The organism is Humibacter soli, assembly GCF_054779035.1.
The window spans coordinates 2,476,546-2,492,218 of sequence record NZ_BAAGYX010000001.1; the positions used below are offsets into that span (position 1 = coordinate 2,476,546).

At 65.1% G+C, this 15,673-nt stretch carries 12 protein-coding genes; 7 read left to right on the forward strand and 5 right to left on the reverse strand.

What is annotated here, in order from left to right:
* Positions 1–247: 247 nt before the first annotated feature.
* Both ACYVDN_RS11460 and ACYVDN_RS11465 read right to left on the reverse strand, forming a co-directional pair.
* Positions 248–781 carry a hypothetical protein gene (locus ACYVDN_RS11460; RefSeq protein ID WP_460571511.1) on the reverse strand — a complete coding sequence of 178 codons (534 nt, stop codon included), beginning with the start codon at positions 779–781 and terminating at the stop codon, positions 248–250.
* 18 nt (positions 782–799) lie between these two features.
* Entirely contained in the window at positions 800–1,213 is a 414-nt protein-coding gene (locus ACYVDN_RS11465) for a DUF4383 domain-containing protein (RefSeq protein ID WP_460571513.1), read from the reverse strand.
* 121 nt (positions 1,214–1,334) lie between these two features.
* Here ACYVDN_RS11465 and sigK point away from each other — a divergent pair, with 121 nt between their 5' ends.
* Complete coding sequence (sigK, locus tag ACYVDN_RS11470) at positions 1,335–1,952, forward strand: ECF RNA polymerase sigma factor SigK (RefSeq protein ID WP_460571515.1); 618 nt, start codon at positions 1,335–1,337, stop codon at positions 1,950–1,952.
* Positions 1,949–2,752: an anti-sigma factor gene (locus ACYVDN_RS11475; protein WP_460571517.1), complete on the forward strand. Its 804-nt coding sequence runs from the start codon at positions 1,949–1,951 to the stop codon at positions 2,750–2,752. Before sigK ends, ACYVDN_RS11475 begins: the two co-directional genes overlap by 4 nt.
* Positions 2,753–2,782: 30 nt before the next feature.
* Here ACYVDN_RS11475 and ACYVDN_RS11480 read toward each other — a convergent pair whose 3' ends face one another.
* Positions 2,783–4,495 (reverse strand): cytochrome c biogenesis protein DipZ, encoded by a 1,713-nt coding sequence (locus ACYVDN_RS11480; protein WP_460571519.1) that lies wholly within the window; start codon positions 4,493–4,495, stop codon positions 2,783–2,785.
* Between the two features lie 215 nt (positions 4,496–4,710).
* On the opposite strand from ACYVDN_RS11480, the gene ACYVDN_RS11485 reads away from it, so the two are divergent.
* A complete protein-coding gene (locus tag ACYVDN_RS11485; protein WP_460571520.1) occupies positions 4,711–5,364 on the forward strand; it encodes a fasciclin domain-containing protein in 654 nt (217 codons plus the stop codon).
* 1,924 nt (positions 5,365–7,288) lie between these two features.
* Here ACYVDN_RS11485 and ACYVDN_RS11490 read toward each other — a convergent pair.
* Positions 7,289–10,168, reverse strand: a complete 2,880-nt coding sequence (locus ACYVDN_RS11490) for a lamin tail domain-containing protein (protein WP_460571522.1) — start codon at positions 10,166–10,168, stop codon at positions 7,289–7,291.
* A 262-nt stretch (positions 10,169–10,430) separates the two neighbouring features.
* Here ACYVDN_RS11490 and proS point away from each other — a divergent pair, with 262 nt between their 5' ends.
* Entirely contained in the window at positions 10,431–11,852 is a 1,422-nt protein-coding gene (gene proS, locus ACYVDN_RS11495; protein WP_460571524.1) for a proline--tRNA ligase, read from the forward strand.
* A gap of 382 nt (positions 11,853–12,234) precedes the next feature.
* Here proS and ACYVDN_RS11500 read toward each other — a convergent pair whose 3' ends face one another.
* Complete coding sequence (locus ACYVDN_RS11500; protein WP_460571526.1) at positions 12,235–12,789, reverse strand: LbetaH domain-containing protein; 555 nt, start codon at positions 12,787–12,789, stop codon at positions 12,235–12,237.
* A gap of 212 nt (positions 12,790–13,001) precedes the next feature.
* On the opposite strand from ACYVDN_RS11500, the gene ACYVDN_RS11505 reads away from it, so the two are divergent.
* From ACYVDN_RS11505 to vanX, 3 genes are read left to right on the forward strand one after another with little or no spacing between them, the layout of a single operon-like run.
* Positions 13,002–14,018, forward strand: coding sequence for a D-isomer specific 2-hydroxyacid dehydrogenase family protein (locus tag ACYVDN_RS11505; protein ID WP_460572335.1), 1,017 nt, complete (start codon positions 13,002–13,004; stop codon positions 14,016–14,018).
* The gene (locus ACYVDN_RS11510) at positions 14,011–15,051 is read left to right on the forward strand and encodes a D-alanine--D-alanine ligase family protein (RefSeq protein WP_460571528.1); all 1,041 of its coding nucleotides are present in this window, start codon (positions 14,011–14,013) and stop codon (positions 15,049–15,051) included. Before ACYVDN_RS11505 ends, ACYVDN_RS11510 begins: the two co-directional genes overlap by 8 nt.
* Positions 15,048–15,656: a M15 family metallopeptidase gene (gene vanX / locus ACYVDN_RS11515; protein ID WP_460571530.1), complete on the forward strand. Its 609-nt coding sequence runs from the start codon at positions 15,048–15,050 to the stop codon at positions 15,654–15,656. Before ACYVDN_RS11510 ends, vanX begins: the two co-directional genes overlap by 4 nt.
* Positions 15,657–15,673 lie beyond the last annotated feature (17 nt).

Genomic DNA, 15,673 nt, shown 5'->3' on the forward strand with positions numbered 1-15,673 from the left:
GTTGCCGGCTTCCCGTTCCAGGTCATCTATCTCTAGCTCGACGACGAAATCGTCGTCATCGGGTACACGCACGAAAGGCGCCGTCCGGGATATTGGATGCGTCGCACCGATCGCTGAAGACCCGATTCCGTGCTCTCGGCGATCTAAGATGCCGTGGCGCGACGGATGCCCAGGTCGACTCCACGTTCGTGTGCTCATTCATTCTGCGGACGCTTGGGCGACACGCACCGTCAGGGTCGCGGCGCACTCACATCGTCATGTGCTGACTCGCCTGGTGCCCGACATCGGTGGATCCCATCGCGGGCACAGTGATCAGTGCGACGAGTGTCGCACCGAGGAGTATCCCGGTGATCGTGCGCAGCGGCCCCGCACCCCCTGCGGTCGACGCGGTCTTCGTTGAGGCCGACACGGCGCGAATCCGCCGCAGATACATGGCGCAGAATGCGGCGACGACCAGGTCGAGCGTCGAGGCGGCGATCAGCGGGAAGATCGGCGGTGCGACCGCCATGGTCATCCCCGAGCCCATCGCCATGGTCGAGTCATGCTCCACCATGATGTCGATCGTGGTCGACACGCCGAGGGCGGCGACAGGTACGAGTGCGACCGCCAGCATGCCTTGTGGAAGGACCGGAGCGTCGCGGATCAGGAACGCTAGCGACCATGCCAGCCCGACCACGGCGGCCGCGATCAGCGGCAGAGCCCACCACCATGGCGACGACGCCGCAACGGCGAGGTGAACAAGGCCGGCGCCAAGAGCACACAGCGCCGGCCACGTTCGCATCAGTCCGCGCATGACTCGTCAGGCCGTGGCCGCCGCATGGCTGGACACTCGATCGGCGCTCAGTCCGACCGCCAGCAGCACGAGGGCGCTCGCGAGGTGCAGGAAGTGGTCGGGGGTATTCAGTGCGAGCACGTTGACAGGCGTGCTCGCGATGAAGAACCCGACGATTCCGAGCAGGAGATAGGCGGCACCGACGACGATGTCCACGGTCTTCGCCGCGATGACGGAGGTCAGGCCGGCGATCAGCAGTGCCGCGCCGATCAGAAGATGGGCCACGTTGTGCAACGGGTTCACCTCGAAGATACCCAGCAACAGTCCCCCATGAGTGGAGACGAACCCCACACCCGACGTCACGAAGAAGCCGAGCACGCCGACCAACAGGTAGACCGCGCCGAAGACGGTCGCGACAATGCGATTCGGGGATGACTTCATGGAATGCCTCCTAGCAATCGTTGGCGATGTCGTTCGCCTGTGCTGGTGGTTCGGAGGCACCAGGTTTGCCGGATTTCGTCAGTCCGCGATTCGGTCGACAATGTCCACCCCTGTCTCGACGATGCCGAGACCTGCGATGCTGGAGCCCGTGCACTCCGACCCGACAGCCGAGCCGGCCGGCGAGGCGTCTGACACCGTCGACCCGGCGCAGACGCTTCTACTGCGTGTGGGTGCCGGCGATCAGGCCGCATTCGGCGAACTCTACGACGTGATCGCCCCTCGAGTGCTCGGGACCATTCAGCGGCTGCTGATCGACAGTGCGCAGTCCGAAGAAGTCGCCCAGGAGGTTTTCCTCGAAGTCTGGCAATCCGCACCGACCTTCGATCCGAATAAGGGGAGAGCGATCGGATGGATCATGACGATGGCGAAGCGAAGGGCGATCGATCGCATCCGATCGGCGCAGTCCGCACGCGATCGCGATCTGCGGGTCGGCATCCGCGACTACCGGGTGGAAGACGACGTGGCAGAGACAGCCGAGCTCTCGGTGGAGCGTGAGCGGGTGGCGAGGGCGATGGAGCGGTTGTCCGACGTGCAACGTCAGGCGATCGCGCTCGCCTATGACGGCGGATACACCCATGCGCAGATCGCCGAGCTGCTAGTCGTGCCCATCGGCACAGTCAAGACTCGGTTGCGCGATGGCATGATTCGGCTGAGGGACGAGTTGGGGGTGACGGCATGAGCGAACGAGATGACGCGCACTCCGACGAAGTCGACGGAGCACGCGATCTGGCCGCCGGTTACGCTCTCGGCTCGCTCACACCCGAAGAACGGGCGCGCTACGAACACCTTGTCGGCGAATCGGACGACGCGGCACGCGAACGCGAGCAGTTCAGCGCGGTCGCCGACGTACTGAACGCCGCGCCTCCGCTCGCGCAGCCCCCGTCAGATCTCAAAGCACGTCTCATGACGCAAATCGCCGTCACCGAGCAGCAGTCTGCCCAGTCCGAGGTCGGGACGGATGCCGGCACTGTTGTCGATCCTGACGACGCACCGCCGCCGCCCCCCAGGCCGTCCGAACGACGAGCCGCAGCTCGCTGGTACAGGAGACCGGCCGCCATCGTCATCGCGGCGGCAGCAGCCGTCGTGATCTTCGCCGGCGGAGCGGCGGTCGGCTTCGGCATCTCGCAGCATGCCGTCGTCAGCACACAGGCCGACTCGCTGGCACAGATCACGTCTGCGCCGGATGCTCAGCGCGCCACAAGCCCCGTCACCGGCGGCGGCACGGCCACCCTCGTCTGGTCGGAATCTCTCGGCAAGTCGGCCATGATCGTCGACGGGTTGAGCGCGGCTCCCGACGGGCACACGTACCAGTTGTGGTACATCCGCAATGGTGACGCGACGTCGGCCGGGCTGATGTCCGGAGCCTGGCAGGTGCTGGCGGGCACGCTGCAGAAGGGCGACACTGTTGGCCTGACGGTCGAGCCCCGTGGCGGGTCGGAACAGCCGACGACCAAGCCGGTCGTCACGATCGTCAGCTGACCCCGTGGCGGCGGTGGCCGTCACGTCGAGTCATCCGAAGGTGAACGAGTACGCGTCGACGCCTGGCGAGACAGTGGCGGTGAGTGTCGACGTCGACGATGTGCTCTGCGCGCGAACCGTGTACTCGCGCGGAACCCCAGACACGTGCAGGGTGACGTTATGGTCGCCGTCACTCACCGTGACGGTGCCCTTGCCGCCCAGCACCATCTGCACACGGGAGGCCGTGTACGTCAGCCGGATGCGCGCATCCTCGTCGCGCGGTGTCGCGAACTGGGTCTGCAGCGACCATCGACCTTCGAGGGCGAAGGTGTTCTTCGGTTGCGACGACGGCAGCGTGAACGGCGACGCGGTCTTCGTCGAATAGACCTGTTTGCCGCTGTAGTTCACCTGCTTCGTCGTGCCGAGGTACGTCTCGGGCGTGGTGGGTGTTGTGGGGGTGTCGTCTTTCACTTCGGTCGGTGCCGGAAGGTGGATGCCTGGGTTGGCATCCTTCAGGAGGGTACGGATCATCGATTCCGTCGAGGCGTAGTCTCCTTCTCCGAACTGCACATTGCGCACGACACCCTTCGCATCGATCAGATAGTGAGCGGGCCAGTAGCGGTTGCGATAGTTCGTCCAGGTGGAGAGGTCGTTGTCGATTGCAACCGGGTATGTGATCCCGAGTCGACTCGCCCCCGACTTCACGTTGTCTACGACCTTCTCGAAGGCGTACTCGGGCGAGTGGATGCCGATCACCTGCAGCCCGTCTTTCGCATATGCCTTGTTCCATGCGACGACGTGCGGTACCGAACGCTGGCAGTTGATGCACGAATAGGCCCAGAAATCGATGAGCACGACCTTGCCGCGCAGACTCTTCAGAGTGACCGGCTTGTCGTTTGGAGTGTTGAACCACTGCTGGATGCCCGTGATATCGGGTGCGGTCCCGCACGACTGCAGCTCGGTCTCATCGTTGCCGCACTTCGAGAGGTTCTTGTTCTGAGCGTTGACGATGCCACCGAGGTCGAGCGCTTTCGAGACCTGCTTCGACGTGGAGAACCCGTTCTGCAGTCCGGCGGTGTAGTCGGGCACGAGGGTCTGCAGCAGCTGCGGAAGGTTGAGCGTGAGTGCGACGGCGAGCCCGATCATCAGGATGCCGCCCGTCATCCGGATGCCCTTCTGATGGACCCGGAACGATCTCACCCGGTTGGCAACGCCACGTCCCGCCAAGGCGAAGATCAGCAGCGGAATGGCTGCGCCGATCGCGAACGACAGCGTGAGCACGATGGTCTCCGGGCCGATCCTGCCCGTCGAGCCGGCGACCGTGATTGCAGCCAGAACAGGGCCGGCGCACGGAACGTAGACGGCGCCCAGTGCGATTCCGAGCACGAAGCCACCGCGATTCGTGCCGACGTTGCGCTGCGGGATCCACGAGAACGGCTTCTCCAGAATCGCCTCGAAACGAGGGACGATCAGGCCGATCCCGATCAGCACGAGCACGACGATGCCGGCGTAGCGCAGAACATCCTGTGGAAGGTGCAGCAGCGCCAGCAGCAGGGACCCGACGAGCGTGAAGACGCTGAAACTCACGACGAGGCCGAGGATGACCTGGTATGGCCGCCACCGCGAGACGGGGGCGGCCGCTGTCGCGCTGGAGGACTGCACGCCGCCCGAGAAGAAGATCACCGGAAGGACCGGCAGGATGCACGGCGAGATGCCGGTGACGAGCCCGCCGAGAAATCCGATGAGCGTGAGTGTCAGATACACGTCGGCCCTCCTGTGTGTCGGTGTCGGCAGGTATTCGGCGCAGGGGCGTGTTGCGGATTGAGCCGCATCGTGTTCGCGATCGATTCAAGAGCCGACGCCGAGCTGTTGCCGCCGGATCTCGATGCGATCCAAACCGATCGGCCCTGAGCTCCGAACAACGCGGTGAGGGCCGCGAAGCCGCGGTCTCACATGCACAGCGGACGAAGGAGATTCCAATGCGAATCATGAAGCGCAACACCGTGGCAGTGGGAATCGCAGCACTTGCGGTGCTCGGCCTAGCAGGATGCTCCGGCAGCGGCACGAGCTCAGGGCAAGCGAGTCCGACGAAAGACATGAAGTCCAGCGCAACGGCTTCCGCCGACCCTGCTGCCGACCTGGTCGGACCGGGATGTGCCGCCTACGCCAAGCAGGTCCCGAGCGGTGCCGGCTCGATCAAAGGCATGTCACAGGACCCGGTCGCGGTCGCGGCGTCGAACAATCCGATGCTGACCACCCTGGTGAAGGCCGTCTCCGGAAAGCTCAACAGCAGCGTGAACCTCGTCGACACACTCGACGGCAGCCAGTTCACGGTTTTCGCCCCTGTCGACTCCGCGTTCGCGAAATTGGATCCGGCCACGCTCGCCTCCCTCGGTACGCCCGCTGGTGCTGACACCCTGAAGAAGGTGCTGACCTACCACGTGGTGGCGGGGCAGATCGCTCCCGACGCCATCGACGGCTCGCACGCTACCGTCGAGGGTCAAGACCTCACTGTCACCGGCAACGGCGACACGATGAAGGTGAACAATGCGGCCGTGGTGTGCGGTGGCGTCCACACGGCGAACGCGACCGTGTACCTCATCGACACGGTGCTGATGCCGCCGGCAAGCTGATTCGGCGGCCCGCGGGGATCCGGGTTTGATCGGGGCTCGGTTCTGGGATCAACCGGCAGCGCGTGCGCGGCGAAATACTCCAGAGAGCCGCGCACGCCTCGCCAACGCCAAGCTGCCGACCGGCCACGATACGCCCCACCTATCCCACTACTTCCGTCTGTCGCTCTCCGGTACGACGGTGTAGTCCGCCCGCACCTGCTGCAATACCCCGAGTCGATGGCTCCCTAGGGCGCGGCTTTCACGTGGACCTGTTCGGGCCTGATCAAGAGCGCGCTCAACGCGACCACCTCTGGCTGCGGAAGGAAGGGCTGAACGGACCGGCCGATGTCACCTCGGTCTCTCTCAACGGCGCTCGCCATCCAGACTCCACCGAAATGAGATGAAGACGGTTCTGCGTCCCGGCCAGTCCCGCATCATCTGACCGACTTCGGCCGCATCGAGCCCAGCCCAGTAGTCGAGCGCCGGCGATGAGTGGCCGGAGAAACGTTCTTCAAAGACGAGGACGGCGAAGGCGCGACGGGACGAAGGAGAACAAGGAGAGGACGCGTCTCGGTCCAAAACAACGGATCGAGACAACTAGACGGCACGGATGGTCGGGGTGATTCCGAAAGACTGCGTTTGGGGTCTGCGACGCCTCGGTGACAGATAGGCGAGATTTGCTCATCCTGTGCCTATGATGTGCATGTGCTGATGGTGGTTGCAGCGCAGCAAACATCGCCGTGGTGGCAGACCAACCTGCTCGCCATGTTGGGCGTTGCTGTGGCCATCGGCACCCTCCTCACACTCTGGGGTCAAGCGGTTTCATCGCGGGGACAGGCGAAAGCACTCGCGGAGTTGCTCAGGTCCCTGGTACCTGGCACCCCGCCGTACTCCGCGGTAAAGAGGCTCCTCGACGATCGCGGACTTTACATCGTCGCGAAGTCGATGTGCCCGTGGTACGCATCGCGCCTCGGCTGGGCGTGCGTAGGTCTCTTCGTGTCTGTGGTGCTGTATGTCGTGTCTCTGGTCAGTACAGATGAGATCTGGATGTTGATTTGTGGCTTGTCCGCACTGGCGTTGTACTTCGTTTCCGCATTCTTTGCATCCGACTGGTTGTTCCTACGACGGTGGTCCATTGCAGCCATCTGGGTGGCTCTTGCCGGTCGTCCATACCCTGCGAAGCTCGGATCAGATTTCGTCGCCCCGGTCCCAAAGCTCTCGAAGCGGAGGGACGCGATCATCACGAAGGGGCTCCATGGAATCGGATTCGCACCCCGTGAACACTCGCTTCGCGTGCGGCCGCATTTCGTCTCCCGCGCGACGCTACGACGGATGGTGATACGACCCCGCAGGTGAAGCCCATCAATCAGATGATGAAACACGGGTCGAAGCTTCACATCGCCACCTCGCCGCGGCGCTGGTCGACACGTACCGGCACGATCGCTACAGGGACTGCGGGCGTCCACGAATAGCTGGGGGGACGGCCACTAGGGCCACCCCTCGCGGCCACACCCTCTCGATCAGTTCCTTGATACTGGAAGCGCGACCCCTCGATGGAATCGACAAGCGGGCCCTATCCGCACCTGTCTCGCGCCAACTCGGCGTGACTACATTTTGACTACAAACTGTGCCGAAACCGACTGCATTCAAGTGGTGCCAAGATCACTCAAAATCCGCGTAATCACGCGGCTTTTGGGCTCTCCGCCTGGTATCACAAGAGCGCCAGTTTCGACTGAAAATCGAAAGATCACCGGATCGATGCCGGTCGGTGCCACCAATAGAACCCCCCGGGTGGCCGGGGGTTTTTGCGTTTCCGGGTGCAACGCTGAGACCCTGGGAATCATGGCACGCAACGGAGGCCCACCCCGCGAAAAGGGTGGGCCTCCGTCCGTTCAGCCTGGATGCTCCGATCCGGTCAGATCCGTGTGACGGTCGGTGCGTTCGTCTAGATCTCGGTGACCTTGTCCGTCTTCCGTCGGCGAAGCATCAGGAAGACGAAGCCTGCTACGAGCAGTGCGACGGCGGCGATGATCGCGGTGAGACTGATGACGGAGCCGGTCGACGCGAGGGCATCGGCCTGCGTGCTCGATGAGGCGGTGTTCGACGCGGCGGCAACAGTGAACGCAGCCGAGGAGACGACATCGCCATTGATCGATGCGGTGATCGAGTGGGCACCAGGGTCCACCTGCGGCACTGCGAAGCTGAACGTCACGGTTCCGTCCGATCCTGCCTTAGCGGTTCCCAGGTCGACCGGGGTCGAGTGGAACTCGAACGACACCTGGTCACCCGGAGTGAAGTTCGTGCCCGAGACGGTGATCATGTCACCGACCTTGCCCGAGCCGGCGGACAGTGACAACGTCGCGGACGACGGGGTGGTCGTGGTTCCGCTCGCGATCGTGATCGCCGGAATCTGGGCCTGATAGACCTTGCCAAGAGTGTCCGTGAGGGTCTCGACAGTAGTCGCCGGCTGGCTGGTCGTGATGTCGACCGCTGCCGGGCAGGCCTGGTTCAGAACCGCGTCCACGTCGGTGCAGGTGAAGTGCGCGGTCAGCGGCGTGGTGTACGCGCCGGCCCCGTTCGTGACCGCCGGTGCCGCCTTGCCTTGCTGGGTGTATGCGACAGAGACGGTCGCTCCGACCTGGCCGGGTATCGGGGTGACACAGTTCACCTTGGCCGTGCGCAACGCGATGTTGGAGTCGTTGTTGTCGTCGGACCACCATGCCGAGCGCGTGTTGGTCGTCGAGTCGCACTCGCTCGCCGGCTGCAGGGTGAATCCCTCGTTGTTGAGCGTGGTCGCCATGCCGTCGGGAGCGTTGTAGATCTTGTCGAGCTCGAAGTGGCCCTGGTTCGGGTCACCCTTGGTCGTGTCCAGCTTGACGATCGACGTCTGCTCCTGGCATCCGTTGTCGCAATCCAGCCAGAGCGCGTCCTGGGCCGGATCCCACGTGGCGTCCATGATCTGGTTGAAGCCGCTCGAGAACTCAGCGAGACGGTGGAACCCGCCGTCGGCCTGCAGTACGTAGGCGTAGATGTTGCCGTTGGCCTCGAGGCCGGCGAAGAAGACGCCGCCGAAGTGGTCTCCGTATGCGCTCGGATCGTAAAGCGCTCCGGCATCCGTCTTGAAGCCGTTGGCGACCAGATACTTGTCCGGCACGAAGGTCACGGCCTCAAGGCCGAGATTCGCATCTGCGGTCGGCAGATTGAAGTCGGGCTCCAGGTTCCACTCGCGGGTGGCGTTCCAGGAGCCGCCCGAGATCGCGCTGGGGTCGTACTGCAGGATCGAGGTGCGCGAGACGCCGTTGTTGTCGTTGTCGCGCTCAGTGGAGACGAACACCTGGCCGCCGACCGCGGTGACACCCTCAGAGTCGGGCTGGCCGCTGCCGTCGGGGTAGTGGAGCCTGACGCCCGAATCCCAGCTGCTGTCGGCAGGACTCCACTTGCCGTTCTGGTCCTGAGTCAGCTTCCAGAGAGTCGACCCGCCGGTGTTCAGCGGTGCGCCGGAGTCGCCATTCTCAACGCCCCACATGTAGTCCTGCGAGCTGGTAGCGCCTGCGACGTAGAACAGGCCGGAGAGGTTCTGACCGAAGTTGTAGGTGGACGCGTTCGCTTCGGTGCCGGCAGGGCCGGGGAAGGGCTGCCCATCGGGGTTGCCGCCGCCCGGGGTACCGCCGCCGGTGCTGGCTCCGGCGGCAGCCGAGACGTAGCTGCCGGGCGAGCCGACGGCGCCCGACGCGCTGGTGGCCGAGTTCTCCGCGTCGCCAGCCGTCGAGATGGTCCAACCGGTGGTGTCGCCCTTCGCGCCGACGTGGGCCGAGTCCGGCCATGCCGAGTAGCCCTTGCCCGGGAAGTAACCGGCGGCGTACGCGACCGAGTCGACGACAGCGCCGGTGGCGTCATAAACGGTCGGAGTGTCAGGGCCTTTGTCCAAGGTCACCTTGGACCCGTTTGCGTCATCCTGAACGATCTCGACCGAGTCGGGCAGATTCCACTCGGTGCGGAATGACGCGGGATCCACGTCTGTGATGATCACGGACTGCCCGGGAGCCACCGATCCGAACGCGTCCAGCGGCAGCGTGCCCGAACCGGACTTGCCGGTGTAGGTCCAGCCCGTGAAGTTCTGCGGCGCCGTACCGACGTTCGTCAGCTCGACATACTCCCCGTCACCGCTGGCATTGCTCATCAGGCCGCCGTAGGCGAGCTCGGTAATGCGGATGTCTGCCGTCCTCGTGCCGTAGCTCGTGACGCCCGGCGAGCCGACCGCGCCCGAAGCGCTCGTCCGCGAGCCCTCCGCATCGCCGACCGTCGAGATGTTCCACCCGGCCGTACCCGACTTCGCGCCGAGGGCGGCGGCATCGGGCCACGCGGAGACGCCTTTGCCGGAGAAGAACCCGGCCGCGTAGGAGACGGAGTCGACAACAGTGCCGGTCCCGTCGTAGACGGTCGGCGTGTCTGGACCCTTGTCGAGCGTGGTGGAGTTGCCGTTGGCGCTGTCGTCGATGATCTTGAGCGAGTTCGGCAGCGACCACTCGGTGCGGAATTCTCCGGGTGTGACATCCGTGATGATGGCCGACTCGCCAGGCGCGAGAGTACCGAAGTCATCCAGCGCCAACGGGGCCGTTCCCGGCTTGCCCGTGTAGGTCCAGCCCGCGAAGCTCTGGGTTCCCGAACCGATGTTCGTCAGCTCGACGTACTCCCCGTCGCCGGTGCTGGAGCTGATCTTGCCGCCGTAGGCGAGCTCGGTGATGCGAATCTCACCCGAACCCGAGGGAGCAGCGTGTGCCGCGACGGCGGTGAACGTGCCCGAAGCCACGGCCGCGATTGCCACCGCAGAAATCAGTGCGACCTTTCGAGTCAACCGCCGCGCGCTGCCCATTGGGCTAAGAGATAACGAGTTCACCAAGACTCCCGCATGCCTGAGACGACTCGACTCTCCAGCGGAGAGTCGACACAACCTCATCAGGGAAGCAGCGCCCGCTAACCGCAGGCGACGACGAGGGAAACGGTGAGTAAACGCGACTTCAACAGCCAGACACCTGCGGTTGCACCCTTCGTGCGAACGCCGGTGGGTTTCCCCATATCGTGGGGGGATGGCTGAAAGAGGCGGCTCCGGCGTTCTGGCGTCGGTGCGCGATGACTTCCCTCGTTGGTATCAGGACGTGCTGGAGAAGGCACAGCTTGCCGACAACGGTCCGGTGCGCGGCACCATGGTCATCCGACCGTATGCGTACTCGATCTGGGAGCGGATGCAGGCCGACGTGGATGCCCGCATCAAGCGCACCGGCGCGGAGAACGTCTACCTCCCTCTCTTCATCCCGCAGTCGTACCTGGAACGTGAGGCTGAGCACGTCGAGGGGTTCAGCCCCGAGCTCGCTGTGGTCACGCACGCCGGCGGTAAGGAGCTGAGCGAGCCGATCGTGGTTCGCCCGACGAGCGAGACGGTTTTCGGCGAGTTGATGGCCAAGTGGGTGCAGTCGCACCGCGACCTTCCGATGTTGCTGAACCAGTGGTCGAACGTGGTGCGCTGGGAACTGCGGCCGCGGCTGTTCCTGCGCACGACCGAGTTCCTCTGGCAGGAGGGCCATACCGCGCACGCGACCGCAGAGGACGCCACGAGTTATGCACGCCGCATCCATCTCGAGGTCTACCGCGACTTTCTGCAGGACACGCTCGCGATCCCCGTCCTCATTGGGGTGAAGAGCCCCAGGGAGCGTTTCGCCGGTGCGATCAACACCATGACCTGCGAGGCCATGATGGGCGACGGCAAGGCGCTGCAGATGGCGACGAGCCACGAGCTCGGCCAGAACTTCGCGCGCGCTTTCAACATCGGTTACACGGATGCCTCGGGCACGGTGCAGACGTGCTGGACGACCTCGTGGGGTGCGAGCACCCGCATGATGGGCGGCCTGATCATGTCGCACGGCGATCAGGGCGGGCTCCGCATTCCTCCACGAATCGCACCGATACAGGCGGTCGTCATCGCGGTGAAAGACGACGAGCGAACGGTGGCGGCGGCATCCGCGATCGTCGATGAGCTGACGGATGCCGGCGTGCGGGTGCGACTCGACGCACGCAGCACCCCGGGCTTCGGCCGCCGCGTCGTCGAATGGGAACTCAAGGGCGTCCCCCTGCGCATCGAGGTCGGCCCGCGGGATCTGGATGCCCAGCAGGCCACGATCGCACGCCGTGACGAGCCCGCGAAGGCGACGCTGCCGCTCGATCGGTTGAGCGCATCCGTGCCCGCGCTGCTCGATGACATACAGGCAGAAATGTTCGCGCAGGCGACGCAGCGCCTGAACGGCAGCACCGCCGACGTCGACACGGTGGCGGATGCCGTCGCCGCCGCGGCCAGCGGCTTCGCACGGATCCCCTACGCGACGCTCGGGGAGAGTGGCGAAGACGAGCTCGCTGCCAACGCAATCACCGTCCGCTGTCTTCAAACGCCGGACGGCGAGCTGCCGACCGCCGACACCACGGAGGAGCTGTACGCGATCGTCGCCCGCAGCTATTAGATCGAAGACGCACGGGCCTGTCGCGCCATGAGGCCCGTGGACACGTGCTCGCTCGACCACACCAGGACCTCCTCCCACTCGGGCCCGTCGAACCGGGTGTGGACGTGGACGTTGTGAACGGCAGCTTCGCGCTCCGCTGTCTCATAGTCGGTTGCCGTGTCGTCGGAGGGAAGTAGGTCGCACTCGACACAGCACACGATCCACCTGCCATCGGCCGTCGGGTCGCTACGCGCTGCCATGGTGGTCTCCGATCGCCTGCTGCTGGGTGCAGCTGTCGGGTTGAACGGAGTCGACTCATCGGCTGAAGGACTCCTACTTCTAAGGTGCCGAATCTGTCGGCTTTGATGCACCCGACGCGAAATCCAGCCGAGGCTCTGGCTGCCTACGGCGTCACGCCGAAGTCCCGACGCACGATGTGGCCGTGGCCGCTGACGACGCAGTTTGCGGGCACGTCCTTCGCCACGACGGCGCCGGCCGCGACGACGGCCCCGGCTCCGATGGTCACCCCAGGGGCGACTGTGGCGTTGGCTCCGATCCAGACATTCGCCTCGATGACGATCGGTGCGACGGTGATCCCGTCGAATCGCTTCGCGGGGTCGACGGGATGACCCGCCGTGGCGAGCGTCACCCCTGGGCTGATCAGCGCGCGGTCCCCGATCGAGATGCCGCCCATGTCGAAGAACGAGCAGTTCTGATTCACGAAGACGTGCTCCCCGAACTCCAGGTTGAGGCCGAAGTCGCAGTAGAACGGCGGAAAGAGGGTCAGCGTCTCTGGCACGTCCCGGCCGAAGATCTCGCGAAGAATCGCGGCGCGCCCCTCGACATCGTTGTGGCGAAGCACGTTGAGGCGCGAGGTCAGGTCCATGACGACCTGCGTGCGCTCGGTTGCCGCCCTCGACTCGGGAGTGCGCCTGGGGATGAGACGTTCGTTTCGCATCGACGACAATCCTCTCGGTCGACACCGGTCGCCCATCGCTGATGCAGGCGTGTCGCACGCGAGCGCGCTGAGGATGCCCGCGCATATCGCGGACGTATCGATAATCGGATACGCCCTGGCAACGGCCGTCCCGGTGCACTGGATGCATGACCCACAGCGAATCGGCATCGATCGGGACGGACAGTTCCGTGCTCTCACGCGGCCCGTCCTGGATGCGGAACTCGAGCCGACGTGATCGGCGGCCGTGGAACGCGGCCACCCTTGAGCCGTTCGTCGGCCTGACCGTCTATGACTGCGCACCCGACGAGGAGGCTCTCTTCCGGCAGCTGGCGCCGCAGTTCGGCGTGACGTTGAGGATGACCGACCTGGCCGCATCGGGGTCCGCCATCGACCTCGCCAGCGGCAACCGGTGCATCAGTGTGAGCCACAAGGCTCCGGTGTCTCGCTCAACGCTTCAGGGGTTGGCGGACGCGGGCATCCGTTTCATCTCCACGCGAAGCGCGGGCACCGATCACATCGACGTCGACGTCGCGAGGCAGCTCGACATCACGGTGGAAGGCGTCGAGTACTCGTCGGACGGCGTCGCCGACTACACGGTGATGCTGATGCTGATGGCTCTGCGCAACGCGCGATCCGTCATCACGCGCACCGAGGTCGGGGACTTCCGGCTGGCCGGCGTGCGCGGCAAAGAGCTGCACGACCTGACGGTCGGCGTCGTCGGCACCGGCCGCATCGGCAGCGCGGTCGTCGACCGGTTGCGTCCGTTCGGATGTCGCATCCTCACCCACGACCGCACGGCGAAGTCGGCCGCCGAGCACGTCGACCTTGACGAGTTGCTGAGCCGGAGCGACATCGTCACCCTGCACACCCCGCTGACCGCGGAGACGTTCCACCTGCTCAATCGCGACCGGATCGCGCTGATGAAACCCGGCGCATTCGTGATCAACACCGGCAGGGGCGCACTCATCGACACCGAAGCCCTCGTCGACGCCCTCGAGGACGGCCGACTCGGCGGAGCGGGGCTTGATGTCGTCGAGGGCGAGGACGGAATCTTCTACACCGATCGCCGGGGCCGGTCGATCGAGAACGAGACACTCCGCAGGGTGCTTCGCATGCCGAACGTCGTGGTCACCCCGCACACGGCGTATTACACGGAGAACGCGCTGAGCGACACAGTGACCAACACGCTTCGCAACTGCATCGAGTTCGAACGGAGCCGGCATGCCTGAGCTGAAGCTCGGGGTGCTCTTCGGCGGCATGTCGGAAGAGAATCCCGTCTCCATCAAGTCGGCACGGGAGATCGCCCGCAACCTCGATCCCGCCAAGTACGATCCGGTCTTCATCGAGATCACGCGGGATGGCGACTGGAGGCTCTGCAGTAGCCCCGGCCAGGACGGGGACGGCTCCGATCGCCCTCCCGTGGTCCTCTCCCCCGATCGCGAGGTTCACGGCCTGATGCTGCGGGATGGCGGCCGCTACAGGACCATCCGACTCGACGCCGTTCTGCCCGTGCTGCACGGCCGGTTCGGCGAGGACGGTGCGATCCAGGGCCTGTTGGAGCTCTCCGGCATCCCGTACGTGGGATGCCGTGTGACGAGCTCAGCACTCGCGATGGACAAATCGCTGACCTACCTCGTGGCGCGCAGCGCGGGGGTCGCGACCCCGAAGTTCCGCACGGTGACGGGTGACGGGCATTGCGATCCGGAACGACTCACCTACCCGGTCTTCGTGAAGCCGGCGCGTTCTGGGTCATCCTTCGGCGTCACCCGCGTCGACCGCAGCGAAGAGCTCCAGGGTGCGGTAGCGACGGCGCAGCAGTTCGACAGCAAGGTCTTGATCGAAGAAGCCGTCGTGGGTCGTGAGATCGGATGCGCGCTGCTCGAGACGACGGACGGCCTGATCGTCGGCGAGGTCGACGAGATCCGGCTCTCGCACGGGTTCTTCCGCATCCACCAGGAAGACGAGCCGGAGAGGAAGTCGGAGAACTCGACCGTCGTGGTGCCTGCCGACATCCCTCCCTTTCTGCGGGATCGCGTTCAGCACACGGCACGGGTGGTCTACCGAGCTCTGGGGTGCCGAGGCCTGGCGCGCGTCGACCTGTTCGTCACGGAGTCCGGCGAGGTCATCCTGAACGAGGTCAACACGTTCCCGGGCATGACGTCGTACAGCCGGTACCCGCGCATGATGGCGGCTGCCGGCATCCCGCTTCCGGACCTCCTTGACCGCCTCATCTCGTTCGCGATGAGGGGAGAGTCGCGATGACCGAGGACTTCGTCTACGTGGATGACCTGGTCCCCGGCATCCGGTGGGACGCCAAGTATGCGACCTGGGACAACTTCGTCGGCAAGCCCGTCGACGGGTATCGTGCGAACCGGGTCGTCGGCACCACGGCGCTCTGCAGCGCCCTTTCACGAGCCGCGGAAGAAGCCGAAGCCCGCGGGTTCGGGCTGCTCCTCTGGGATGGCTACCGTCCGCAGCGAGCGGTCGACGACTTCGTACGGTGGTCGAGGCAGCCGGAGGACGGGATGACCAAACAGCGCCACTACCCGAACATCGAACGCTCCGACATGTTCACCCTCGGATACGTCGCGACGAAGTCGGGGCACAGCAGGGGCAGCGCCGTCGATCTGACTCTCTACAACCTGGCAACGGGTGCGCTGACCGCGATGGGCGGAGGTCACGACCTGATGGATCGGTGCTCCCACCACGGAGCCGCAGGAATCGGCGACCTCGAGGCGCGCAACAGGGACGCACTGCGGTCCGTCATGGAGCGCAGTGGCTTCGTGTCGTATCCGGCCGAGTGGTGGCACTACACGTTGCGGAACGAGCCCCATCCGCACACGTACTACGACTTTCCGATCGACTAGCAGCGGATGCCCGACGC

Excerpts from the sequence above, each read along its gene's own strand:
- ACYVDN_RS11485 (WP_460571520.1), top strand. The coding sequence starts at position 4,711 with ATGCGAATCATGAAGCGCAACACCGTGGCAGTGGGAATCGCAGCACTT.
- ACYVDN_RS11460 (WP_460571511.1), bottom strand. The coding sequence starts at position 781 with ATGCGAACGTGGCCGGCGCTGTGTGCTCTTGGCGCCGGCCTTGTTCAC.
- vanX (WP_460571530.1), top strand. The coding sequence starts at position 15,048 with ATGACCGAGGACTTCGTCTACGTGGATGACCTGGTCCCCGGCATCCGG.
- ACYVDN_RS11505 (WP_460572335.1), top strand. The coding sequence starts at position 13,002 with ATGCGGAACTCGAGCCGACGTGATCGGCGGCCGTGGAACGCGGCCACC.
- sigK (WP_460571515.1), top strand. The coding sequence starts at position 1,335 with ATGCCGAGACCTGCGATGCTGGAGCCCGTGCACTCCGACCCGACAGCC.
- ACYVDN_RS11500 (WP_460571526.1), bottom strand. The coding sequence starts at position 12,789 with ATGCGAAACGAACGTCTCATCCCCAGGCGCACTCCCGAGTCGAGGGCG.
- proS (WP_460571524.1), top strand. The coding sequence starts at position 10,431 with ATGGCTGAAAGAGGCGGCTCCGGCGTTCTGGCGTCGGTGCGCGATGAC.
- ACYVDN_RS11510 (WP_460571528.1), top strand. The coding sequence starts at position 14,011 with ATGCCTGAGCTGAAGCTCGGGGTGCTCTTCGGCGGCATGTCGGAAGAG.
- ACYVDN_RS11475 (WP_460571517.1), top strand. The coding sequence starts at position 1,949 with ATGAGCGAACGAGATGACGCGCACTCCGACGAAGTCGACGGAGCACGC.
- ACYVDN_RS11465 (WP_460571513.1), bottom strand. The coding sequence starts at position 1,213 with ATGAAGTCATCCCCGAATCGCATTGTCGCGACCGTCTTCGGCGCGGTC.